At 46.8% G+C, this 22,369-nt stretch carries 23 protein-coding genes and 2 pseudogenes; 17 read left to right on the forward strand and 8 right to left on the reverse strand.

Annotation, left to right across the window (positions count from 1 at the left end; genetic code table 11):
* Positions 1–69 precede the first annotated feature (69 nt).
* The 3 genes from mltA to csdE all read left to right on the forward strand — a co-directional run bounded on the left by mltA (position 70) and on the right by csdE (position 2,535).
* Positions 70–1,194, forward strand: a complete 1,125-nt coding sequence (mltA, locus tag AC6I8U_RS03935; protein WP_498017801.1) for a murein transglycosylase A — start codon at positions 70–72, stop codon at positions 1,192–1,194.
* Positions 1,195–1,284: 90 nt separating this feature from the next.
* Complete coding sequence (tcdA, locus tag AC6I8U_RS03940; RefSeq protein WP_498017802.1) at positions 1,285–2,097, forward strand: tRNA cyclic N6-threonylcarbamoyladenosine(37) synthase TcdA; 813 nt, start codon at positions 1,285–1,287, stop codon at positions 2,095–2,097.
* 9 nt (positions 2,098–2,106) lie between these two features.
* Positions 2,107–2,535, forward strand: a complete 429-nt coding sequence (gene csdE / locus AC6I8U_RS03945; RefSeq protein WP_498017803.1) for a cysteine desulfurase sulfur acceptor subunit CsdE — start codon at positions 2,107–2,109, stop codon at positions 2,533–2,535.
* A 75-nt stretch (positions 2,536–2,610) separates the two neighbouring features.
* On the opposite strand, the gene csdA is transcribed toward csdE, so the two are convergent.
* From csdA to AC6I8U_RS03965, 4 genes are all read right to left on the reverse strand, one after another.
* Positions 2,611–3,810 carry a cysteine desulfurase CsdA gene (csdA, locus tag AC6I8U_RS03950; RefSeq protein WP_498017804.1) on the reverse strand — a complete coding sequence of 400 codons (1,200 nt, stop codon included), beginning with the start codon at positions 3,808–3,810 and terminating at the stop codon, positions 2,611–2,613.
* Complete coding sequence (locus tag AC6I8U_RS03955; RefSeq protein ID WP_128649992.1) at positions 3,803–4,408, reverse strand: DJ-1 family glyoxalase III; 606 nt, start codon at positions 4,406–4,408, stop codon at positions 3,803–3,805. The genes csdA and AC6I8U_RS03955 overlap by 8 nt, the downstream gene beginning before the upstream one ends.
* The gene (locus tag AC6I8U_RS03960) at positions 4,401–5,294 is read right to left on the reverse strand and encodes a 2-dehydropantoate 2-reductase (RefSeq protein WP_498017805.1); all 894 of its coding nucleotides are present in this window, start codon (positions 5,292–5,294) and stop codon (positions 4,401–4,403) included. The genes AC6I8U_RS03955 and AC6I8U_RS03960 overlap by 8 nt, the downstream gene beginning before the upstream one ends.
* Before the next feature lie 135 nt (positions 5,295–5,429).
* On the reverse strand, positions 5,430–6,227 hold the full coding sequence (locus AC6I8U_RS03965; RefSeq protein ID WP_498017806.1) for an outer membrane protein OmpK: 798 nt from the start codon (positions 6,225–6,227) through the stop codon (positions 5,430–5,432).
* A gap of 302 nt (positions 6,228–6,529) precedes the next feature.
* Between AC6I8U_RS03965 and AC6I8U_RS03970 the strand changes: the two genes are divergently transcribed.
* From AC6I8U_RS03970 to AC6I8U_RS03980, 3 genes are all read left to right on the forward strand, one after another.
* Positions 6,530–7,126: an LON peptidase substrate-binding domain-containing protein gene (locus AC6I8U_RS03970; protein ID WP_252012151.1), complete on the forward strand. Its 597-nt coding sequence runs from the start codon at positions 6,530–6,532 to the stop codon at positions 7,124–7,126.
* Between the two features lie 89 nt (positions 7,127–7,215).
* On the forward strand, positions 7,216–7,794 hold the full coding sequence (locus tag AC6I8U_RS03975) for an RNA polymerase sigma factor (RefSeq protein WP_498017807.1): 579 nt from the start codon (positions 7,216–7,218) through the stop codon (positions 7,792–7,794).
* A 1-nt stretch (position 7,795) separates the two neighbouring features.
* Positions 7,796–8,476, forward strand: coding sequence for a ChrR family anti-sigma-E factor (locus AC6I8U_RS03980; protein WP_498017808.1), 681 nt, complete (start codon positions 7,796–7,798; stop codon positions 8,474–8,476).
* A 39-nt stretch (positions 8,477–8,515) separates the two neighbouring features.
* Here AC6I8U_RS03980 and AC6I8U_RS03985 read toward each other — a convergent pair whose 3' ends face one another.
* The 4 genes from AC6I8U_RS03985 to AC6I8U_RS04000 all read right to left on the reverse strand — a co-directional run bounded on the left by AC6I8U_RS03985 (position 8,516) and on the right by AC6I8U_RS04000 (position 12,372).
* A complete protein-coding gene (locus AC6I8U_RS03985; protein WP_498018312.1) occupies positions 8,516–9,889 on the reverse strand; it encodes an AmpG family muropeptide MFS transporter in 1,374 nt (457 codons plus the stop codon).
* A gap of 96 nt (positions 9,890–9,985) precedes the next feature.
* Positions 9,986–10,534: a peptidylprolyl isomerase gene (locus AC6I8U_RS03990; protein ID WP_128649990.1), complete on the reverse strand. Its 549-nt coding sequence runs from the start codon at positions 10,532–10,534 to the stop codon at positions 9,986–9,988.
* The gene (locus tag AC6I8U_RS03995) at positions 10,534–11,103 is read right to left on the reverse strand and encodes a YajG family lipoprotein (protein WP_498017809.1); all 570 of its coding nucleotides are present in this window, start codon (positions 11,101–11,103) and stop codon (positions 10,534–10,536) included. The genes AC6I8U_RS03990 and AC6I8U_RS03995 overlap by 1 nt, the downstream gene beginning before the upstream one ends.
* 135 nt (positions 11,104–11,238) lie before the next feature.
* Positions 11,239–12,372, reverse strand: coding sequence for a methyltransferase (locus AC6I8U_RS04000; protein ID WP_498017810.1), 1,134 nt, complete (start codon positions 12,370–12,372; stop codon positions 11,239–11,241).
* Between the two features lie 154 nt (positions 12,373–12,526).
* On the opposite strand from AC6I8U_RS04000, the gene bolA reads away from it, so the two are divergent.
* The 11 genes and pseudogenes from bolA to AC6I8U_RS04055 all read left to right on the forward strand — a co-directional run bounded on the left by bolA (position 12,527) and on the right by AC6I8U_RS04055 (position 22,354).
* Positions 12,527–12,835, forward strand: a complete 309-nt coding sequence (bolA, locus tag AC6I8U_RS04005) for a transcriptional regulator BolA (protein WP_042477569.1) — start codon at positions 12,527–12,529, stop codon at positions 12,833–12,835.
* Positions 12,836–13,337: 502 nt separating this feature from the next.
* Positions 13,338–14,677 (forward strand): annotated as a pseudogene (locus tag AC6I8U_RS04010) (Na(+)-translocating NADH-quinone reductase subunit A).
* A 4-nt stretch (positions 14,678–14,681) separates the two neighbouring features.
* Complete coding sequence (locus tag AC6I8U_RS04015; protein WP_498017811.1) at positions 14,682–15,923, forward strand: NADH:ubiquinone reductase (Na(+)-transporting) subunit B; 1,242 nt, start codon at positions 14,682–14,684, stop codon at positions 15,921–15,923.
* Positions 15,913–16,695: a Na(+)-translocating NADH-quinone reductase subunit C gene (locus AC6I8U_RS04020; RefSeq protein ID WP_112478265.1), complete on the forward strand. Its 783-nt coding sequence runs from the start codon at positions 15,913–15,915 to the stop codon at positions 16,693–16,695. The genes AC6I8U_RS04015 and AC6I8U_RS04020 overlap by 11 nt, the downstream gene beginning before the upstream one ends.
* The gene (locus tag AC6I8U_RS04025) at positions 16,695–17,327 is read left to right on the forward strand and encodes an NADH:ubiquinone reductase (Na(+)-transporting) subunit D (RefSeq protein ID WP_128649987.1); all 633 of its coding nucleotides are present in this window, start codon (positions 16,695–16,697) and stop codon (positions 17,325–17,327) included. The genes AC6I8U_RS04020 and AC6I8U_RS04025 overlap by 1 nt, the downstream gene beginning before the upstream one ends.
* A gap of 7 nt (positions 17,328–17,334) precedes the next feature.
* The gene (gene nqrE / locus AC6I8U_RS04030; protein WP_042477581.1) at positions 17,335–17,931 is read left to right on the forward strand and encodes an NADH:ubiquinone reductase (Na(+)-transporting) subunit E; all 597 of its coding nucleotides are present in this window, start codon (positions 17,335–17,337) and stop codon (positions 17,929–17,931) included.
* 17 nt (positions 17,932–17,948) lie between these two features.
* The gene (nqrF, locus tag AC6I8U_RS04035) at positions 17,949–19,172 is read left to right on the forward strand and encodes an NADH:ubiquinone reductase (Na(+)-transporting) subunit F (protein ID WP_112478264.1); all 1,224 of its coding nucleotides are present in this window, start codon (positions 17,949–17,951) and stop codon (positions 19,170–19,172) included.
* Between the two features lie 151 nt (positions 19,173–19,323).
* A complete protein-coding gene (locus tag AC6I8U_RS04040; RefSeq protein WP_128649986.1) occupies positions 19,324–20,349 on the forward strand; it encodes an FAD:protein FMN transferase in 1,026 nt (341 codons plus the stop codon).
* Between the two features lie 12 nt (positions 20,350–20,361).
* Positions 20,362–20,595 (forward strand): (Na+)-NQR maturation NqrM, encoded by a 234-nt coding sequence (gene nqrM, locus AC6I8U_RS04045; protein WP_042477741.1) that lies wholly within the window; start codon positions 20,362–20,364, stop codon positions 20,593–20,595.
* Between the two features lie 118 nt (positions 20,596–20,713).
* Positions 20,714–21,782 (forward strand): annotated as a pseudogene (gene dinB / locus AC6I8U_RS04050) (DNA polymerase IV).
* Positions 21,783–21,877: 95 nt separating this feature from the next.
* Positions 21,878–22,354 (forward strand): GreA/GreB family elongation factor, encoded by a 477-nt coding sequence (locus AC6I8U_RS04055; protein ID WP_498017812.1) that lies wholly within the window; start codon positions 21,878–21,880, stop codon positions 22,352–22,354.
* Positions 22,355–22,369 lie beyond the last annotated feature (15 nt).

Here is a 22,369-nt window from a genome sequence, read left to right on the forward strand (position 1 = left end):
CCTCGGTTTTATTGCGATTTATTATAGAGTTTGCCATTCTGAAAGCACGATACATAAGGAATGACTAACTTGATCAAACGTATTTTGCCTCTAGCTTCCGTTTTACTGGTTTTTGGTTGTGCGCAAACAGAACGAGCGCAGCAATATCAGGACGGAGAGTTCACTAGCCTTCTCAATAAAACCGAGCAGATTGAATCCAACAAGCCTCGTAGTTTTCAAACCTTTGCTGCGCAAGCCGATGAGGTGGTCAAAGCCTCTCCTTCGATGGCGGAAACCTATCAGACACTCTATGAACAGCTTGAAGCCTGGGCGGTTCAAAGCGGCGATCCCAAGCAACTTGCTAACTATGGTGTACAAGCTGCTCAATTAGGCGGTGGTGATAATAAAGGCAATGTGCTGTTTACCGGTTATTTTTCACCGGTTATGGAGCTTAGACACAAACCTGATGAAACCTTCAAGTACCCAGTTTATTCACTTCCAGATTGCCAACAAGAGTGTCCAACGCGCGCTGAAATCTATGGTGGTGCGCTCAATGGCCAAGGGCTAGAACTTGGCTATGCAGACAATCTTATCGACCCTTTCATTATGGAGGTGCAAGGGAGTGGCTTTGTACACTTCGGTGATGACGACACGCTGGAGTATTTCGCTTACGCAGGTAAGAACAATAAAGCTTATGTGAGCATTGGCCGAGTACTTATCGAACGTGGAGAAGTGCCAAGAGAGCAGATGTCACTCAAAGCGATCAAAGATTGGGTGATGAAGCAAGATGAAAAAACGGTACAAGCACTACTAGAAGAAAACTCGTCGTTTGTGTTCTTTAAGTCATTAGACGCAGCCCCAGTGCGCGGTACTGCAGGCATTCCTTTATTGCCGATGGCGTCGGTCGCGGGCGATCGCTCTGCGTTCCCAATGGGGACGCCAATCCTAGCTGAGGTTCCTCTGTTAAATGCAGATGGAACATGGAGCGGTGCACATGAACTGAGGTTGCTGATTGTTCTCGATACCGGTGGTGCCGTTAAAGGCAATCACTTTGACCTTTACCACGGTATAGGCGATTTTGCTGGTACTCAGGCGGGACACTACAAACACTTTGGCAGAGTATGGAAGTTAGGGCTTGAGAACTCAGCAACGGAAAATCCGTGGGGCGAGTCAGAAGAAACCCAAACACCACAGGCTGACCCTGCGACGAATTAGCGCTTGGAGTCTCTGCCGTAGTTGATCTTTTCTAAAAGAGTGCGTATAAATCGCACTCTTCTTTTTTACTCGGAAAATGCAAGGTAACCCATGCGCGAACTGAACCAACCAGCCTCTGATAGCTATAACCAACGCTTTGGTGGCACTCGTCGACTTTATGGTCACAGCGAGGTCGATATCTTACGAGCGGCACATGTCTGTGTTGTCGGTATTGGCGGGGTTGGATCGTGGGCGGTAGAAGCATTGGCGCGCACGGGGATTGGAGAGCTAACACTCATCGATATGGATGACGTTTGCGTCACCAATATTAACCGTCAGATCCATGCGATGTCGGGTACGGTGGGTCAAAGCAAGATTGAAGTGATGGCTGAGCGAGTCAAACTTATCAATTCTGAATGCAAAGTGAATCTGATCGATGACTTTATCACGCCGGATAACGTTGCTGAGTATATCTCTAAAGATTTCGACTATGTGTTGGATGCGATTGACAGCATCAAACCCAAGGCGGCTTTGCTGGCGTACTGCCGCAGTAATAAGATCAAGGTGATCACCACAGGTGGTGCTGGTGGACAGGTTGATCCGACTCAGATCATGGTCGCGGATTTAACCAAGACGATTCAAGACCCATTAGCGAAAAAGCTCAAAGATACCCTGCGACGTCATCATAATTTCAGCAAGAACCCCGCTCGAAAGTTTGGCATTGATTGCGTATTTTCAACTGAGCAGCTGAAATACCCACAAGCGGATGGCAGCGTGTGTGGCGTGAAATCAACCGCTGAAGGACCTAAGCGTATGGATTGTGCGAGTGGGTTCGGTGCGGCAACCGTTGTAACGGCGACCTTTGGCTTTGTCGCGGTATCTCGCATCGTAGAAAAAATTCTTCAAAAATACGCAGCGAAGTAGGGGCTGATTATGGCAAGCAATCCGTTTGGTACTGAAATTCACGCAGAAGATGTTGTTGCTGTAATGGCAGAGCTGAAAGGCTGGGAAGATCGCTATCGTCAGGTTATCCAGTGGGGTAAGAAGCTTCCTGTGATGGAAGAGGCTTTAAAGCAAGAAAAGGTGCTGGTATCGGGGTGTGAAAGCTCAGTATGGTTGGTGCTTAACTGTGACAATGGGCACTGGGACATTCAAGCAGACTCTGACGCGCGTATCGTTCGTGGTTTGATTGCGATTGTACTTGCCGCCTTTAATGGTAAAACGTCACAGCAAATTACCGAATTTGATTTGCCACACTACTTCGAGCAGCTAAACCTTATCAATCATCTCAGCCCATCTCGAGGCAATGGTCTGCAAGCCATCGTGGCAACCATTCGCGAGCGAGCAATGAGCGAACTCTAGCGCATACAATACCAATAAAAAAACGGTGAACGCCTCGAGTGCTCACCGTTTTTTATGTCCCGCTAAGTGATATATCTAGAGCATATCGACGGCTTTCTTTACTGCCGCGATAAATCTTTCAACGTCTTCCACCGAGTTGTAGATAGCAAAGGAGGCGCGAACGGTACCTTTTACCCCAAGCGCATCCATCAACGGGTGGGCACAGTGGTGACCTGCGCGCACGGCAATGTTTTGTTGATCCAATAGCGTCGCCAAGTCTTGGTGATGAACACCATCCATGACAAAGGTGATGACACTCGCACCGGGTTGAAAACCGATGATCTCTATGTCGTCGAGTTGACTTAATCCATCGAAGGCAAGCTGTTGAAGGTGATGAATGTGCTGCTCGAGCTCACTATTAGAATATTGACCAAGCCATTCTATGGAACAAGCCAGCGCTAGTGCTCCGGCAACATTTGGTGTGCCCGCTTCAAACTTCCCAGGTAGTTGACTGAATGTTGTGCCTTCAAACGAGACTTTTTCAACCATCTTGCCGCCGCCATGCCAGGGCGGCATCGCTTCGAGGATGGCGAGTTTTCCGTAAAGGACGCCAATACCCGCAGGTGCGTAGAGCTTGTGTCCGGAGAAAACGTAAAAATCCGCATCGAGATCTTGAACATCTGTTGGCTGGTGGACAATACCTTGAGCGCCATCGACGATCACAATCGCTTCACTCTTTGCACGCGTTATGGCGACGATATCTTTGATTGGCAGAGCAGTACCGGTTACGTTGGTCACCTGTGCGACAGCGACAATTTTGGTATTGCTATTGATAAGCGAGTCAAATGCGGTTAAGTCAAACTGGCACTGCTCGCCGATAGGCACTTTTACTACTTTCGCACCTGTCTGCTCAGCCACAATCTGCCAAGGGACGATGTTCGCGTGATGCTCCATTTCAGACACCAGAATCTCATCACCCGGCTTTAGTGTGCTGCGCGCATACGTTTGAGCGATGAGGTTCAGGGCTTCGGTTGCGCCACGCGTCCAGATGATCTCTTTAGCACTGTCAGCGTTGATAAAGCGAGCCACTGCCTCGCGAGCATTCTCAAATCGTGTTGTCGCCATCGCTGTTAGTGAGTGAGAGCCTCGATGGACATTGGCATTTTGATTGCGATAGTAGTCAGTGATGCAATCAATGACTACTTGTGGCTTTTGAGTGGTGGCTGCGCTATCTAGATAGACAGTTTCTCCGTCGATAGCCGGAAACTGAGCGCGGATAGACTGCATATCAAGCATCGTTTTTTCCCATCTTGTGGTAATGCAGGGTTGGGTTAGTCACCATAGGCTCAGCCACTTCCCAGGCTTTTTCTTTGCCGCAAAGGGCGATAATGATTTCGACGGCGAACTCAAGTGCCGTACCCGGACCCTGACTGGTAATCAGGTTGTGATTGATGTCCATGGTGACGCGCTTGTCACGCCAACGGTTTTCAGGGACATGGGATTTGAAACTTGGGTGGCAAGTCATCAAGGCATCTGGGTAAAGCTTATGGTGCTGCAGAACCAGAGCAGGCGCGGCGCAAATAGCCGCCATGAGCTTGCCATCGTACTTGTGCTGGCGAACCATCTCGACCAGTAGTGTGCTGTCACGAAACACTTCAGAACCGCCGACGCCGCCAGGCAATGCGATAACGTCGAACTCGTCGTCGGCCACATCAACTAATTTACAGTCAGCAGTGAGGGTCACTCCTCGAGAGGCTTTCATCGTTAATGCGCCATCAAAGTCGGCGCTAGCTACGGTAACCTCAAAACCAGCGCGCACCATAATATCGATAATGGTAATGGCTTCCATTTCTTCTGTGCCTGGGGCGATAGGGACAAGTACCTTTTTAGTCATGATGACTCCAGCTCGCTTCTATTTGCTTAATTTTTTGATACAGAGATAAGTTATTCGGTACATCGATTTTGTTTTTTGCAGCAATATTGACCACATAACCGTTGATAAAATCGATTTCACTTTGTCTTTTATTATAAATGTCTTGGTGCATCGACGAGTAGTTTTGTGCCGTAGATTGTGCCACATTCACAACGGTGTCGAGCATCGTAGATGCCTCTAACTTGACCCCATCAAAGTTCGCGCAAAAAACGGCTTCTTCAACGATACCAGCTAGCTGCGCTCGATACTTTTCGTTTGTTAGTTGGCCATTGCGACAGTCAAGTATTGCGGTCAATGGATTGATGGCACAGTTGATGACCAGTTTAGTCCATAGCGCTTGCTGGATATTGCTATGCCAATGCGTCGGTGCAAAAGCGTGGTCAAATACCTCAGCGACAAACTGGCACTGCTGACCCTTTTCGTTCCAAGCGCCAATGAGTGTTTGCCCGCTTCCTGTGTGGTGAACGGTATTAGCATTCACCTTGAGCGAACCGTGTGTACTGGTAGCCAGTAGTACAGGCCGTTCGGTCAGTTCATCTGCTAGTGTATCGACAGTACCCATTCCATTGTGCAAAAACAGGATAATGGCGTCATTATCGAGATGAGTCAGTAACGGCAGTAGCGCGCTTTGTACCTGCCAAGCTTTTAAGGTAACAATCAAAAGATCACAGTGTTTTAGATCTTCAAGGCTCTGATTATTGAACGCTATGTTTTCCCCATCATCGAGAGTTATATCGATTTTTCGAGACGGTGTCCGTCCCCACAGAGAAACAGCATGGCCAGCGAGATGAAGTTTGTACGCGTACAAGGAACCAACGGCACCAGGACCTAGAATGGTAATGTTCACAATTATCTACGGGTAATGAGTGAAGCGAGAAGGATAGCAAAGTTAGCTAGGTTGGTCGAAAGCTTAGTAGGTGATTTTTAGGTACAAAAAATGGCGCCTGAGCGCCATTTTTTCGAACATCTAATACGAAGAGAATTAGAAGTTGTATTGTAGACGGTAGATGATTGCATCACCGTAGTGCTGTTCGTAACCAGTAGACCCGTAAACGCCTAGCTTGTTTTGGAAGTAACGGTATTGAATAGCAGCAGTTAGGTGCTCAGTCGCGTGCCAGTTGAATAGCAATGCACCGTTAAGACCGGTTTTGCCACCTTGCGCACGAGCATATTCATCATTGCGGTCGAACTCGATTTCGTTCCAGTTTACAAACGAGAAGTTTTGACCAAATGCTTCGAAACCATAACGTGCAGTCCAACCAGCCATGTAGCCATTGCGACCGTTGATGTTTTGGCTCATGCCATCATCTACGTTGTTGAATGAGTCCCAAGATGTGATGTCGTGAACACCAATCCAAGGCTTGAAGAACCAGTTGTCGCCTGAAAGCGCAGTGTAACCAAGACCTAGAACGCGGTTAGTTTCACTCTGGAATGGGTTGTCGTGGTGGTAAACCTGGCCGTATAGAGAAACGCCAGTGTCACCTAGATAAACGTGAGCAGAACCTTTAAAAGAGTTCTTCTGCTCAGAAGAGTTTTTCTCTACGCTCTCACGATCGTAAAAACCGTATAGCTCACCCCAAGTGAAACCTGCACCACCTTCGATACCTAGAACGAATTGGTTACGACCTTTACCGTCTTGGCCATCTTGGATAGCGTTAGGACCGTGGTTCCAGCTCTGGTGATCAAGATAAACACCACCAAAACCGTATAGATATTCTGCTGAAGCTGGCACTGCAGATACTGCTGCAACAACGCCAAGAGCTAAAAGTGATTTGCGCATAGTGAGAACTACTCTTCAAGTTGTACTGTAAATTGATCGCTTTCCGTGCGAATTCATCCGATGGGTGGGCATGATAGCGATTTGTGTCGCAAAGTAAATGTGCAACATCGCAAACGTTTACTAAAGTTTGTGACTGGCATCACAAATAAGGAAGGTTCAAGGGAACTTCTATAAAACGTACACAAAACAGTCAATTTTATATTGTGAATGGTTAACAACTGATCTATCTAGTTAACAAAGTCCTGCTGATCGGTTTGTTTTCGATGGGCGTAGAAGCATCTGTAGTTAAAAAGGGAATGAAAATGAAACAGATAATGCTTTTTCCACTGCGTTCGGTGGTGCTGCCAGAAGGGAAGATGCGTTTGAGGATATTCGAGCCACGCTACAAACGCATGGTCACTGAATGTCTGAAACGAGAATCTGGGTTTGGTGTCTGTCTAATCAGTAGCGATGCAGGGGCGGTGCCTAAAAACGTGTCCGCTGTCGGAACGTTCGTGAGTATCGTCGATTTCGAGACCTTAGATGACGGCATGTTGGGAATAACCGTTTCAGGCATCAAGAAGTTTCGAGTAAAGCACGTTGAAGCCGATGACGATGGGTTGAGGCAAGCGACGGTAGATTGGTTAGAAGGTTGGGATACTGCAGAGCTTAGTGATGAAAATCAGTTCCTAGGTGAGCGTTTGCAAGATGTCTACAAGAAATTTCCGCAGATTGGTGAGCTTTACCTACATCGCTTTTTCGACGACGCAGCTTGGGTCAGTCAACGCTGGCTAGAGGTGCTACCTTTAGATTGTAACCACTTTGAGCACTTAGTGACACAACCTGACTGCTCTGTAGCGGTCGATTTTTTGACTCAAGCGTTTAAAGCAGGTGACATTGAAGAAGAAACGCGACACTAAGCGCAATGAGCGGTGATCGCTAACCAACTTTATGGCGTAGAATGGAAGGTTATGGAGCAATACGGCATATCAACCCAAGGGACGTAAGCATGATAGTAGAGAGTCCAGAAGCGCTCACCAAACAAGAGTGGGCAGAGTGTATGGAGAAGATAAAGCAGCGTGACAAACGCGCCTTCGCCACTGTGTTCAGTTACTTTTCCCCTAGGTTAAAGCAATTCACTTTTAAGCACATGGGGAATGAGCAAGTCGCCATCGAGATGGTTCAAGAGACCATGGCGACGGTTTGGCAAAAAGCGCATTTGTTCGACGGGTCAAAGAGCTCTCTTTCGACTTGGATTTACACAGTCGCTAGGAACCTCTGTTTTGATATGCTCAGAAAGCAAAAAGGTAAAGAGTTGCACGTACACGCCGACGATATCTGGCCAACAGATTATTGTCCGCCTGATTTTGTCGAGCATTACTCTCCAGAGACTGATCGACTCAAGGAGCAGATATTGAAGTTCATGGAAGAGTTACCCAAGGCGCAGCGGGAAGTCGTACGGGCTGTCTATTTAGAAGAGCTACCGCATCAGCAGGTCGCCGACATGTTCGATATACCACTGGGGACCGTGAAGTCCCGTCTCAGACTCGCAGTAGAAAAATTAAGACATTCAATGGAGGCGGAATAGTATGAGCTACCACCCAGAACAAGACTTACTCAAGCGATTTGCAACCGGTGATATAGATTCAGCTCACGCTACCGCCGTTGCGACGCATTTAGAGACATGCTCTCACTGCCGTCAACTTGTGGCCAAGTTTGAGGAAGAGGCTGCCGAAGATTTGGTTGCTACCGGTACTGAGGGCGCCATTTCCGACAATGAGCTAGCTCTGGTGTTCGAGAATATGATGAACGACATCACAACGCTCGATGCGGATTACAGCCAACCGAGAGCGCGTACCGCCGCTTCGATTGAGGTGAACGGCAAGACATTCAAAGTGCCCGCAACACTCAAACCCTTCGTGGAGCGAATGGGCGAGTGGAAGAGTTACGGCGGCAAAGTGTTTACATCCAATATAGACCTGGATGAAGACTGCAAGGTGAGCCTACTTTATATCAGTGAGGGCGTACAGGTGCCTCAACATACTCACAAAGGTCTTGAATCGACTCTTGTCCTTCATGGCAGCTTTAGCGATGAAAATGGCTTTTACGCAGCGGGTGATTTCATTCGAGAAGACGGCGAGACGAAGCATGCGCCGCAAACATCGGCTTCACAAGATTGCTTGTGTTTATCGATTCTGACCGAGCCAATGATATTCACCCAGGGTGTGGCACGTATCTTTAACCGATTCGGTAAAGGTATGTACCCGTAAGGTTCGCAGTTTAGAAAAGGCCGCAGTTGCGGGCTTTTCTTAGTTGGAGCTTTCCGTTTTAGTTTCTGGTGCTACAGATTCGTCGCTGTGTTTAGCTTTGTCGAGTAGGTCGCTGAAATAGTGACGCAGTGAGTAGAGCATAAGTAAGCTTGGTATCACCATCAGAGATGTGATGATGAAGAACAAACTCCAATCATTGAGCGCGTCCACCATTTCTCCACTAAATGACGCTAGGGTTGTCCGACCGAAGTTACCCAAGGAAGCCAATAACGCATACTGAGTGGCAGAGAAGGCTTGCCCCGTCAAAACAGTGAGGAAGGAAACAAATGCCACAGTTGAGAATGCGGTTGTGAAGTTATCAACGATGATAGTTGCTAAGAACAATTGCTCACTCGGGCCGACTTTCGCGATCCAAGCAAACATAAGGTTACTCGCACTCATCGCGATACCACCTATCATTAAGCCCTTAACGATACCGAACCTGACGTTAACCATACTACCCAGGAGTGTGAAGGCGATGGTCGCACCCCAACCGATGAGTTTGGAGTAGTAGCCAATCTGCTCGTTACTGAAACCGATCTCTTTGTAGAAGGTAATCGACATGCGCCCAAGAAAGGCTTCGCCAATCTTAAACAAGAAAACAAATAACAATAACGTGATTGCGACTTGTACACCGTTGCGGCGGAAGAAGTCCAAGAAAGGCTCCACGACGGTTACTGATAACCAGCTCGTCACTCGATTTGACACCACTTTGCTGTGGCGCGCTTCTGCGGCAGCTTGCAGAGCTTCACGATCAGTTTTTGGCTCGCCCACGAGCAGAGTGAACAGCATCAAAATGACGACGATACCCGCCATACCATAGTAAACGCCATTCCAACCCATTGAGTCCGCGTTGATAAACGCTAAGTAGCCGGGCAGCGAATAACCAGTCCACCATCCAATCACTGCCATTGCAGAGGCTTGAGGTAGTTTGTTTGACTCTGATTTTGGGAAGGTATCAATACGAAATGCGTCAATCGCGATGTCTTGCGTAGCGGAAGAAATCGCAATACATAACGCCAGCATCGATGTGAACATCAAATTTTCGGCTGGGTTGACGCCAGCAATAAACAGAGTGCCAAGTAAAATAAAGCTTTGGCATAAGAATATCCAACTTCTGCGCTGTCCAAGAGAGCGGTGAAGTAGCGGAAGTTTAACCCTGTCGACTAAGGGAGCCCAAAGGAAGTTAATTGCGTAGACCGCAAATACGGAGCCAAAATAGCCGATAGCTGCACGAGTGAGCCCAGCGTCTTTGAGCCAGCCAGACATGTTGGAGCCAATCAGCACCCATGGGAAGCCGCTTGAGCAGCCCATCATAAAGACCCAAAGCAGTCTTTTGTCCCAGTAGCTTTTGACTGTGTCCAGCCAGGTCATTTTTTGTTCCACGTACGGGCTCCTTGTGAGTTTGGCAGGTGGGGAAAGCAGGTAAGAAACAAACGAGAGAGGCATGCCTCTCTCGTTTGTTAGGGATTAATCTGCTAGTCGTTCTACTTTAGTGATAATGATAGGGTCCAAAGGGACATCGCTCATGCCACGCGTGCTGCGAGTTGGTTTTTGTCCCATTTTCTGAACCACATCGAACCCTTCAACAACCTTACCAAACACCGCGTATCCTGGGTTGGTCACGCTGTAGTTAAGAAAGTCGTTATCGACAAAGTTGATAAAGAACTGGCGAGTAGCCGAGTTTGGATCGCGTGTGCGTGCCATTGCAATTGTTGCCGTGTCGTTATCTAGGCCATTTGAAGCTTCATTCTCAATTGGTGAGTAAGTTGGTAGGCGCTTGAACTCTTTGTCAAAGCCACCGCCTTGTGCCATAAAGCCCGGAATAACTCGGTGAAATTGGCTGTTCACGTAGCTGCCATCATCCACGTACTTCAAAAAGTTCTCAACACTAATCGGTGCTTGCTCTTGATTGAGTTCGATAACAAAGCTACCAAGGTTGGTTTCGACTTCGACCTTAGGTCCAGCAAACACGCTGGTGGCGACTAGAGCTAGGGTTGCGACAATAGATCTCAGCATTAGAAACGCTCCTTCATGTAATCTTGAAGTTCTTTATCATTGGCAATCTCTTTGAGTACCAAGTTGACGGTGTCGTTCAGTACCGTTTCGATGTCATCATTAGATGCGCTCATCAAACCAGAACGACTCGCTGTTCCAGTATAGGTCTTCACTAACTTACCTTTTGCATTTTCTGCCGTCAGTTCCAGAACAACGTTCGCGGTCATGTCATTTTCCATAACGGTGTGCTTTACAGACACCAGCGCTTCTTGCACTTCTACGTTCAGTGCGTTTTCACTGTTGACAGTCACTTGGAAACCTTGAGATGAGAATTGATTCACGAGCGCATTCTCAATACCGATACGAAGATTTTGACGAGTGTGGACTGGTGTGATGTTAGAGCGACCGTTATCAAGTAGAGCAACATATTGCGCTGTACGGACATCTTTGCTCGATAAAGACATCGACTTGTTTTCTACGACCTTAGCGGCGCTTGTTGTCGCTTTTGGAGCAAAATTCACTTGTTCTTGTTGAGGGCTTGCACATGCGGCAAGCAAAACGACGGAAGCCGCTAAAACGAGCTTTTTCATTAATGATTCCTTTTCACACTCTAAATTTTCTTAAGCTTTTATCTTTGCTGCGGTCGACGCGAAACGTGCCTGCACCGCATCATATCTAATTCTTATTTCGTGCACGATTTGTATAAGGCAACTATGACCCAAACTTTACTTAGTTGCCTGTAAAATAACAAATTTGGCGTTGGAAGCTACACGCTTGACGTTATGCTTGCCAAATAGACGTGCCAATTTTTTATCGTAGCCCAGGTGGCGATTACCGATAACCATTAATTCCCCTTGAGAGCGAAGAACATGCTTTGCATCACAGAACATCTGCCAAGCGATATGGTCGGTTACCGCTTGCTGCTGATGAAAAGGAGGGTTGCAGACTACGAGGTCTTGAGATTCAGCATCGAACCCATCAAGGCAGTTGTTGGTGACAAATTGGCAATCAGAATCTGGCAGCTGGTTGATCTCAAAATTGTTTTTCGCTGAAGCCGTTGCCATGTAGCTTTCATCTACAGCGGTGATTCGTGCTTGCGGAAACGTCTTCTTTAACTTCAAAGAAAGCACGCCATTACCACAGCCAAGGTCGACAACATCCTTGTCATTAGCGTCGAGCGCAGAGAGATGCTCTAGGATAAAGCGAGCGCCCAAGTCGAGACTTTCTCCAGAATAGACATTAGGTAGGTTGGCTAGGGTTAACCCATGTTCGGGTACTTGCCAACTTGTATATTCGTCTACAGCACTTTCACTTTTTTTAGATAGCGCAGTAAACACTAGACGATGCTTTTTCCATGCCAGCGATGTCGTGGTGGTGCCACCAAACTTTTCGAATAGCTTAAGTGTCGAGGTATGGATCTCTTTTGCTTTGTTGACTGCGATGAGCTGACAACGGTCTCCGTACGTTAGTGCTAACTGGTTTAGCTGCCATGTGAGATAGCGGTTGTTGCGAGGTATCTGCATCAAAACAATATTGATGTCTTCCGGTAAGGCATCGGTAGAGCGTAATAGCTTTACACCATCAACTTGGTTATTCGCGAGGTTACTTAGGATTCCTTGTGTAGAGATAAAGGAGTCGGTCACCGTTGTCACATTGTGTTTATCAGAAAGCCAGCAACTTAAGGCTCCAAAACTGTCATTGAGGATCAATATGTTGGATGAGCTAGGTAACGCGAGGTCTTCGACGTGCTGAATTAAGTATTCGTCGCCAGCGTCCCACGCTTGCAGTTGCTCATTAGCAAGCTTTGGGTAGCGAAAAAGTGAGTAGCTGCGTTCCAAGAGGTTAAGTTCTGTTTTCATAATTTCTTGATTTGGTGACAATGGTTGTATTTTGACAAAATCCCAGTGGTTCCGCCAAGCAGAAAGTCATTTAAGGGGAGATTATTGATTAAGTAAAGTATATACTTTACCGACTATATAAAAATAAAAGTCGGTAAATACCCAAGGAAGTAAGATGATTCAACAAGCCATCGAGCAAAAGCTCCATCAAGCTTTCCATCCAACACATCTTGATGTTCGCAATGAAAGTAATATGCATAACGTACCACCGGGCTCAGAGAGTCACTTTAAGGTGATTGTCGTCAGTGACGTATTTGCTAATGAGCGTCTGATATCGCGACATCGTAAGGTCAATACGGTTCTAGCCGACGAGCTAGCAGGACCTGTTCATGCGTTAGCGATCCACACCTATACACCCGAAGAGTGGACACAAGAAAATCAATTAGCACCAGCCAGCCCGAATTGCGCTGGTGGTGGCAAGTAACAAAGAAACAGTTTTACGAGTGCGGCTAACACACCTTTGAGTAACAAAGTCAGGAAAGACTGATAAACGCTGTCTATCCTTGTAGGAATGGCTAATAAATGCATACCTCTTTAGGGGTAAATTATTAACAGCGTGTCAACATATAATGTTATGTGTTTTTGTTAACAGAGAATGTGTCAGGATGTGAATGAGCTAATCGCTTATTTTTAATAGCGTTAATAGTGCTTTGTGCGATCGGTCAAAGTTATACATATTCACAACCCCAGATGTAGCAAAAGTTTCGAAATAATGACGCTATAGCTGGGATTCGTCATGGCATCCCCTTTGTAAAAGATGCTAAACTACCGCACCAGAAAAATCTCGCATCGATTCTATGACGAGATTGTTAAAGTGATGTTGCTGCTTTGGTCTCTGAAAAGCCAAAGCCAGACACTCAATGTCGTGTCTAAATGTTACGCAAATTAAAAGAATCTTTTTCCCGATAAAAGTAGTGCAAGTGCGTATGATTACAATAAAGAAGGGCTTGGATCTTCCTATCGCAGGAACTCCTTCCCAGGTGATTAATGATGGTAAGTCCATCACTAAAGTCGCCTTGCTTGGCGAAGAGTACGTGGGTATGCGTCCAACAATGCATGTTCGCGTGGGTGATGAAGTGAAAAAGGTCAGGTTGTTTTTGAAGACAAAAAGAACCCTGGCGTTAAGTTTACTTCTCCAGCAAGCGGTAAGGTTATTGAAGTTAACCGTGGCGCGAAGCGTGTCCTACAATCCGTTGTGATTGAAGTGGCAGGCGACGAGCAAGTTACTTTCGATAGCTACACAGCTGACCAACTAGCGGGTCTTGATCGCGATGTGATCAAAACTCAACTGGTTGAGTCTGGTATGTGGACTGCATTGCGTACTCGTCCGTTCAGCAAGGTTCCGGCGATCGATTCTACGACTCAAGCGATTTTCGTGAATGCTATGGATACTAATCCACTAGCAGCAGAGCCTGAATTGATTATCAACGAGCAAAAAGACGCGTTTGTTGCAGGTCTTGACCTACTGTCGAAACTGACAGACGGTAAAGTGTATGTCTGCAAAACAGGCACTAGTCTTCCTCGCTCAACTCAATCCAATGTCGAAGAGCATGTCTTCAACGGTCCGCACCCAGCGGGTCTTGTGGGCACTCACATGCATTTCCTATATCCAGTTAACGCGAACAGCGTTGCTTGGAGCATCAATTATCAAGATGTGATTGCATTCGGTAAGCTTTTCACCACGGGTGAATTGTACACGGATCGTGTTGTGTCTCTTGCAGGCCCAGTTGTGAATAACCCTCGCTTGGTTAGAACACAGCTTGGCGCTAGCCTAGAAGACGTAACGGATAACGAGTTGATGCCTGGTGAAGTTCGAATCATTTCTGGTTCTGTTCTTTCTGGTACACATGCTACTGGTCCACACGCCTACCTAGGTCGTTATCACCAGCAAGTTTCTGTACTTCGTGAAGGTCGTGACAAAGAGCTGTTTGGCTGGGCGATGCCTGGTAAGAACAAGTTCTCAATCACTAAATCATTCCTTGGTCACCTATTCAAAGGTCAGTTGTTCAACATGACAACCACAACCAATGGTAGTGATCGTGCAATGGTTCCAATCGGCAACTACGAAAAAGTAATGCCACTTGATATGGAGCCAACGCTATTACTTCGTGATCTATGTGCAGGCGATCAAGACAGCGCTCAGCGTCTTGGTGCTCTTGAGCTAGATGAAGAAGACTTGGCGCTATGCACCTTTGTTTGTCCAGGTAAGTACGAATACGGTCAACTCCTACGTGAGTGCCTAGACAAGATTGAGAAGGAAGGGTAATCCCATGCTTAAGAAATTCATTGAGGATATCGAGCATCATTTCGAGCCAGGCGGCAAACATGAAAGATGGTTTGCACTGTACGAAGCAGCGGCAACGCTATTCTACACGCCAGGTCTTGTAACGAAGCGTAGCTCGCATGTCCGTGATAGCGTTGACCTAAAACGCATCATGATCATGGTTTGGTTCGCAGTATTCCCAGCAATGTTCTGGGGTATGTACAACGCGGGTAACCAAGCGGTTATGGCACTTAACCATCTTTACACTGGCGCAGAGCTAGCGGGTGTTATCGATGGCAACTGGCACTACTGGCTAACTCAGGGTCTTGGCGGCACGCTAGGCACCGACGCGGGTTGGGGCAGTAAGATGATCTTGGGTGCAACTTACTTCCTACCTATCTACGCAACAGTGTTTATTGTTGGTGGTTTCTGGGAAGTGTTGTTCTGTATGGTGCGTAAGCACGAAGTTAACGAAGGTTTCTTTGTTACTTCTATTCTTTTCGCATTGATCGTTCCGCCAACACTTCCACTTTGGCAAGCAGCACTAGGTATTACCTTTGGTGTTGTTGTTGCTAAAGAAATCTTTGGTGGTACTGGTCGTAACTTCCTTAACCCAGCGCTTGCTGGCCGTGCTTTCCTATTCTTCGCTTACCCAGCGCAAATCTCGGGTGACTTAGTATGGGTTGCAGCTGACGGCTACTCAGGTGCTACGGCTCTTAGCCAATGGGCGCAAGGTGGCGAAGGCGCACTAATCAACAACATCACTGGCCAAACGATCTCTTGGATGGACGCATTCATCGGTAACATCCCTGGTTCGATTGGTGAAGTTTCAACGCTAGCACTTATGATTGGTGCGGCAATGATCGTTTACATGGGTATTGCGTCTTGGCGCATCATCGCCGGTGTAATGATCGGCATGGTTGCAGTAGCAACTCTGTTTAATGTTGTTGGTTCTGACACAAATGCTCTGTTTGCTATGCCTTGGCACTGGCACCTAGTACTAGGTGGTTTTGCATTCGGTATGTTCTTTATGGCAACAGACCCAGTATCGGCATCGTTTACTAATAATGGTAAATGGGCATACGGCATTTTGATTGGCGCAATGTGTGTCATGATCCGTGTAGTCAACCCGGCTTACCCAGAGGGTATGATGCTAGCAATTCTATTTGCTAACCTGTTCGCACCTCTATTCGACCACTTCGTGATCGAGAAGAACATCAAACGGAGAGAAGCTCGCTATGGCAAGTAATAACGATAGCATTAAAAAGACGCTGTTTGTTGTTATCGCGTTGAGCTTAGTGTGCTCAATCGTTGTATCGCTTGCAGCAGTAGGTCTGCGTGACAAGCAACGCGCGAACGCGGTTCTAGATAAACAGTCGAAAATCATTGAAGTAGCGGGTATTGAAGCCGAAGGCACAGTTGCTGAGCTTTACAGCCAGTACATTGAGCCTCGTCTTGTTGACTTCAACACCGGTGAGTTTGTTGATACGGCTCCAGATGGCAGCGACGCAAACAGCTACGATCAACGTAAAGCGGCAAAAGACCCATCTGAGTCTATCCGTCTTACAGCTGACCAAGATTTTGCTAAGATTCTTCGTCGTGCAAACGTAGGTACTGTGTACCTAGTTAAGCAAGACGGTGAAGTGAGCAGCATTATCCTACCAGTACACGGTACAGGTCTATGGTCTATGATGTACGCGTTTGTTGCAGTTCAAACAGACGGTAATACTGTGAACGGTATTACATACTACGAGCAAGGTGAAACTCCTGGATTGGGTGGCGAAATCGAAAACCCATCTTGGCGTGCACAGTTTGTTGGCAAGAAACTGTTTGATGAAAACTTCAAGCCAGCGATTGCAATCGTGAAAGGTGGCGCACCTGAAGGTTCTGAGCACGGTGTTGACGGTCTATCTGGTGCAACACTGACAGGTAACGGCGTTCAAGGTACGTTTGACTTCTGGTTGGGTGACATGGGCTTTGGTCCATTCCTGGCTAAAGTTCGTGACGGAGGTCTGAACTAATGGCTGATGCTAAAGAAATGAAGAAGAGCCTGATGGCACCGGTGTTGGATAACAACCCGATCGCTCTTCAAGTTCTTGGTGTGTGTTCTGCTCTTGCGGTAACCACAAAACTAGAGACAGCATTTGTTATGACGCTGGCGGTAATTTTCGTTACTGCACTGTCTAACTTCTTCGTATCTCTAATTCGTAACCATATCCCAAATAGCGTTCGTATCATCGTACAGATGGCGATCATTGCATCTTTGGTAATCGTGGTAGACCAAATCCTGAAAGCGTATCTTTACGATATCTCTAAGCAGCTTTCGGTATTCGTTGGTCTGATCATTACTAACTGTATCGTAATGGGTCGTGCTGAAGCATTCGCTATGAAGTCTGCGCCACTACCATCGCTAATCGACGGTATTGGTAACGGTCTAGGTTATGGCTTCGTTCTTATTACTGTTGGCTTCTTCCGTGAACTGTTTGGTTCAGGCAAGCTATTCGGTCTGGAAGTACTTCCGCTAGTAAGTAACGGTGGTTGGTATCAGCCAAACGGCATGATGCTGCTAGCGCCTTCTGCGTTCTTCCTAATCGGCTTCCTGATCTGGGCAATTCGTACAATTAGGCCAGAACAAGTAGAAGCGAAGGAGTAAGGCTGTCATGGAACATTATATTAGCTTAATGGTTAAGTCGATTTTCATCGAAAACCTTGCGCTTTCTTTCTTCCTAGGTATGTGTACATTCCTAGCGGTATCGAAAAAGGTTAAGACCTCTTTCGGTCTAGGTGTTGCGGTTATCGTTGTACTGACAGTGGCAGTACCGGTGAATAACCTGCTTTACAACCTAGTTCTTAAAGAAAATGCATTGGTGGCAGGTGTCGACCTTAGCTTTCTAAACTTTATTACCTTTATCGGTGTAATCGCAGCACTAGTACAGATCCTTGAGATGGTACTAGACCGCTTCTTCCCACCTTTGTATAACGCACTGGGTATCTTCCTACCGCTAATCACGGTGAACTGTGCGATCTTTGGTGGCGTATCATTCATGGTACAGCGTGATTACAACTTTGCAGAATCTGTCGTATACGGCTTTGGTTCTGGTGTGGGTTGGATGCTAGCTATCGTTGCGCTAGCAGGTATCCGTGAGAAGATGAAGTACTCTGACGTTCCTCCTGGTCTTCGTGGTCTTGGTATCACGTTCATCACGGTAGGTCTGATGGCACTGGGCTTCATGTCATTCTCTGGTGTTCAACTGTAAGGTATAAGGAATAGTCAATGGACATTATTCTAGGTGTAGTGATGTTTACGCTGATTGTTCTAGCCCTAGTTTTGGTGATTTTATTCGCCAAATCTAAGCTAGTACCAACAGGCGACATCACGATCTCTGTAAACGAAAACCCTGATCTCGCGATCACCACACAACCAGGTGGTAAACTGTTGAATGCACTAGCTGGCGCTGGCGTATTCGTATCATCTGCTTGTGGTGGCGGTGGCTCTTGTGGTCAGTGTCGAGTAAAAGTGAAATCTGGCGGTGGTGACATTCTACCAACCGAGCTTGACCATATCTCTAAAGGTGAAGCACGTGAAGGTGAGCGTCTAGCGTGTCAGGTAGCAATGAAGACTGACATGGACATCGAGCTTCCAGAAGAGATCTTCGGCGTTAAGAAGTGGGAATGTACCGTTATCTCTAACGATAACAAAGCGACATTCATCAAAGAGCTTAAGCTACAAATCCCAGATGGCGAATCAGTACCTTTCCGTGCTGGTGGTTACATCCAGATTGAAGCACCAGCTCACCACGTTAAATACTCTGACTTCGACGTACCAGAAGAGTACCGTGAAGATTGGGACAAGTTTAACCTGTTCCGCTACGAGTCTGTCGTTAACGAAGAGTGCATTCGTGCATACTCAATGGCTAACTACCCAGAAGAAGAAGGCATTATTATGCTGAACGTGCGTATCGCTACGCCGCCGCCTAATAATCCTGATGTACCACCTGGTATCATGTCTTCGTTCATCTGGTCACTGAAAGAAGGTGACAAGTGTACGATCTCTGGTCCATTTGGTGAGTTCTTCGCGAAAGATACTGACAACGAGATGGTCTTCATCGGTGGTGGTGCTGGTATGGCACCAATGCGTTCGCACATCTTTGACCAACTTAAGCGTCTGAAGTCTAAGCGTAAGATGTCATTCTGGTATGGTGCTCGTTCTCGTCGCGAAATGTTCTACGTGGAAGATTTCGATGGCCTACAAGCAGAAAACGATAACTTCCAGTGGCACGTTGCACTGTCTGACCCAATGCCAGAAGATAACTGGGATGGTTACACAGGCTTCATCCATAACGTAATCTATGAGAACTACCTCAAAGATCACGAAGCGCCAGAAGATTGTGAATACTACATGTGTGGTCCACCAATGATGAACGCGGCTGTCATCGGCATGCTGAAAGATCTTGGTGTAGAGGATGAAAACATCCTTCTAGATGACTTCGGTGGTTAATCTTCCTTGAAGTAATGAACATGGCTGGCTCATGTGAGCTGGCCATTTGTTTTTAGAAATTGAGCAAAATAAAGAGTGCTTTCTTTTACAGGAACATCATTCAAGATGTTGTAAACGTGAGTATTTTTAAATTCATTAGGTGAGTAAAGGCATGTTTCATCTAACCAAACAGTTAAAGGTTATCGTTGTCAGCTTGTTCGCAGCTTTTGTGCTGACGGCTTGCGGCAACAGTCGTGAACAAGTGCACTTGAGCGGCCCGACGATGGGCACCATATACAACGTGAAGTACATTACGGTTGATAATGGTCCAAAACCTGAGAAAATTCAGGCGGAAATTAATCGCTTGCTTGAACAAGTCAATGACCAGATGTCGACCTATCGACAAGATTCAGAGCTGAGCCGCTTTAACCGCTTTTTCGGCACAGAATCGTTTCCTGTGTCTAAGCAAACGGCGATTGTGGTAAAAGAAGCCATCAGACTGAATGAAGTGACGTTAGGCGCGCTCGATGTGACGGTTGGTCCTTTGGTCAACTTATGGGGTTTTGGCCCTGAAGCTCGCCCCGAAGTCGTGCCTTCTGACGAGGAATTAGCCAAGCGTAAAGCGCAGACAGGTATTCAACACCTATCAGCGACGGACACAACATTGAAGAAAGATCTGCATGGTCTTTATGTTGATTTGTCGACGATTGCGAAAGGCTGGGGTGTGGATGTTCTCGCTGATTACCTTGATCGCGTAGGTATTGAAGATTACATGGTTGAGGTAGGCGGTGAGATGCGCCTTAAAGGCCTCAATCGTGAAGGTGTAAAATGGCGTATCGCCATTGAGAAACCATCTATCGACGAGCGCAGTGTTCAAGAAATCATTGAGCCTGGCGATATGGCGATTGCCACATCAGGTGATTATCGCAATTACTTCGAAAAAGAAGGTGTGCGCTACTCACACATCATCGATCCTTCAACGGGTAAGCCAATCAATAATAAGGTGGTTTCAGTCACGGTATTGGATAAGTCGTCAATGACGGCAGACGGTCTCGCGACGGGTTTGATGGTGTTGGGTGAAGAGAAAGCATTGCAAGTTGCAGAGCAACATAGCATTCCTGCACTTATTATTGTAAAAACAGAAGATGGCTTTAACGAGATTGCTTCAGAAGCATTTAAGCCTTACCTAAACAAATAACGGGTGACCAATATGAGTACATTTCTAATTACCTTCGGAATTTTTCTAGCCGTTATTGTTGCAATGTCGGTTGGCTACATCTTCCAAAAGAAAGTCGTAAAAGGCAGCTGTGGTGGCCTAGGTGCGCTAAGCATCGATAAAGTGTGTAACTGCCCAGAGCCGTGTGATGCACGTAAAAAGCGTGAAGCGCGTGAGCAAGCTCGTGCCGAGAAGCTTGCTGCTTGGGAAAAAGATCGCATCGCGTAATCCCGCTTTCAGCATAGAATTAATAGCAAAGACCAGAGTAACCCTCTGGTCTTTTTTGTTGGTCTGATGAACAAAACGGCGTATACTTTAACTGTATAAATAAACAGTTCAATAAGCCGTGTCCGACTCCATTCGAAAATTTATTCATGTAGATATGGATTGCTTTTACGCAGCCGTAGAGATGCGTGACAATCCACATTATCGTGGCAAACCACTGGCTGTAGGCGGCAGTGAGCGCCAGCGAGGCGTGATCAGTACCTGCAATTACGAAGCGCGTAAATTTGGCGTTCGCTCTGCGATGCCGACAGCGCAAGCACTCAAATTGTGTCCGAACTTGCTGTTGGTGCCAGGAAGAATGGAGGTTTACAAAGAGACCTCTAAACACATTCGAGAGATCTTCTCTCGTTATACTTCGCTTATTGAACCGCTTTCCCTTGATGAAGCCTACTTGGATGTCACCGAGTCTCCACACTGCCAAAATTCAGCAACACGTATCGCACAGAGTATTCGCAATGATATTTGGAATGAACTCCAGCTAACAGCTTCGGCGGGTGTAGCACCGCTTAAGTTTCTCGCCAAAATCGCATCGGATATGAATAAGCCAAATGGTCAGTGCGTTATTCCTCCAGACAAGGTACAAGAGGTCGTCGATAGTCTTGATCTCGGCAAGATACCTGGTGTGGGAAAAGTGAGCCTAGAGAAGCTTAATAACGCTGGGCTTTTTACCTGCCACGATGTACGTACCAGTGATTATCGAGAGTTAATCATGAAGTTTGGTCGTATGGGGGCCTCGCTGTGGAAAAAAAGCCACGGAATAGATGAGCGCGAGGTTGTAGTAGAACGAGAGCGTAAATCGATAGGTGTCGAAAGAACCTTTTCTCAAAACATCAGCCAGTACGATGAGTGCTGGCAAGTGATTGAAAATAAGCTTTTCCCAGAGTTAAAACAGCGTCTAGAGAGAGCACAGCCGAAACGTAACGTAATTAAACAAGGCATCAAAGTGAAGTTCGCTGACTTCAAACTGACCACTATTGAGCATGTCCATAATCAGCTCGATCTCGAGTACTTTAAAGATCTGTTACGTGAAGTTCTTGAACGGCAAAATGGGCGTGAAATTCGCCTTTTTGGGGTTAAGCGTCATGTTAGAGCCTCTCGAAAATGCGCGACAGTTGACGATGTTTGAGTAATTGCCAGTGACTAACCATCGATTGTTTGCGTGGCAACCCACGGATCGATATAGTGAGCGAGTTCAATTTGTCTCGATATGCCGAGTAGGAGAAACATGAACAAGAGGGTACTCATTGATGAACTCATTGCACAGCTCGAGCAGCAAATCACGACCTTAAACTCTGCGATGGAGCAGACAGTAGATGCGGCGACGAACGAAGAAACGGTGCCTGAGCATAAATACGACACGCTGGCATTGGAGGCGTCTTATCTTGCCCACGGACAGGCGATGCGACTAGAAGAAATTAGGCGTGACATCTCAACGCTAAAGGCGTTTTCGCTGAATGATTTTGCCAGTGATAGTTCAATATCCTTGGGGGCATTGGTCGAGTTAGAAGACGTCAATGAAGAACACAGCTACTATTTTCTGTTGCCTACAGCAGGTGGCGCTAAGCTAGCTAACGAAAGCGTGGTGGTAGTGACTCCGCACTCACCTCTGGGTAAAGCACTTAAAGGCGGTGTTTTAGACGATGAGGTTAGTGTCCTCATCGGAGACCAGCGCCGCGTCTATGATATTATCTCAATTTGCTAGTAGGGAAGGGACATC

The organism is Vibrio sp. KUL80, from assembly GCF_059725495.1.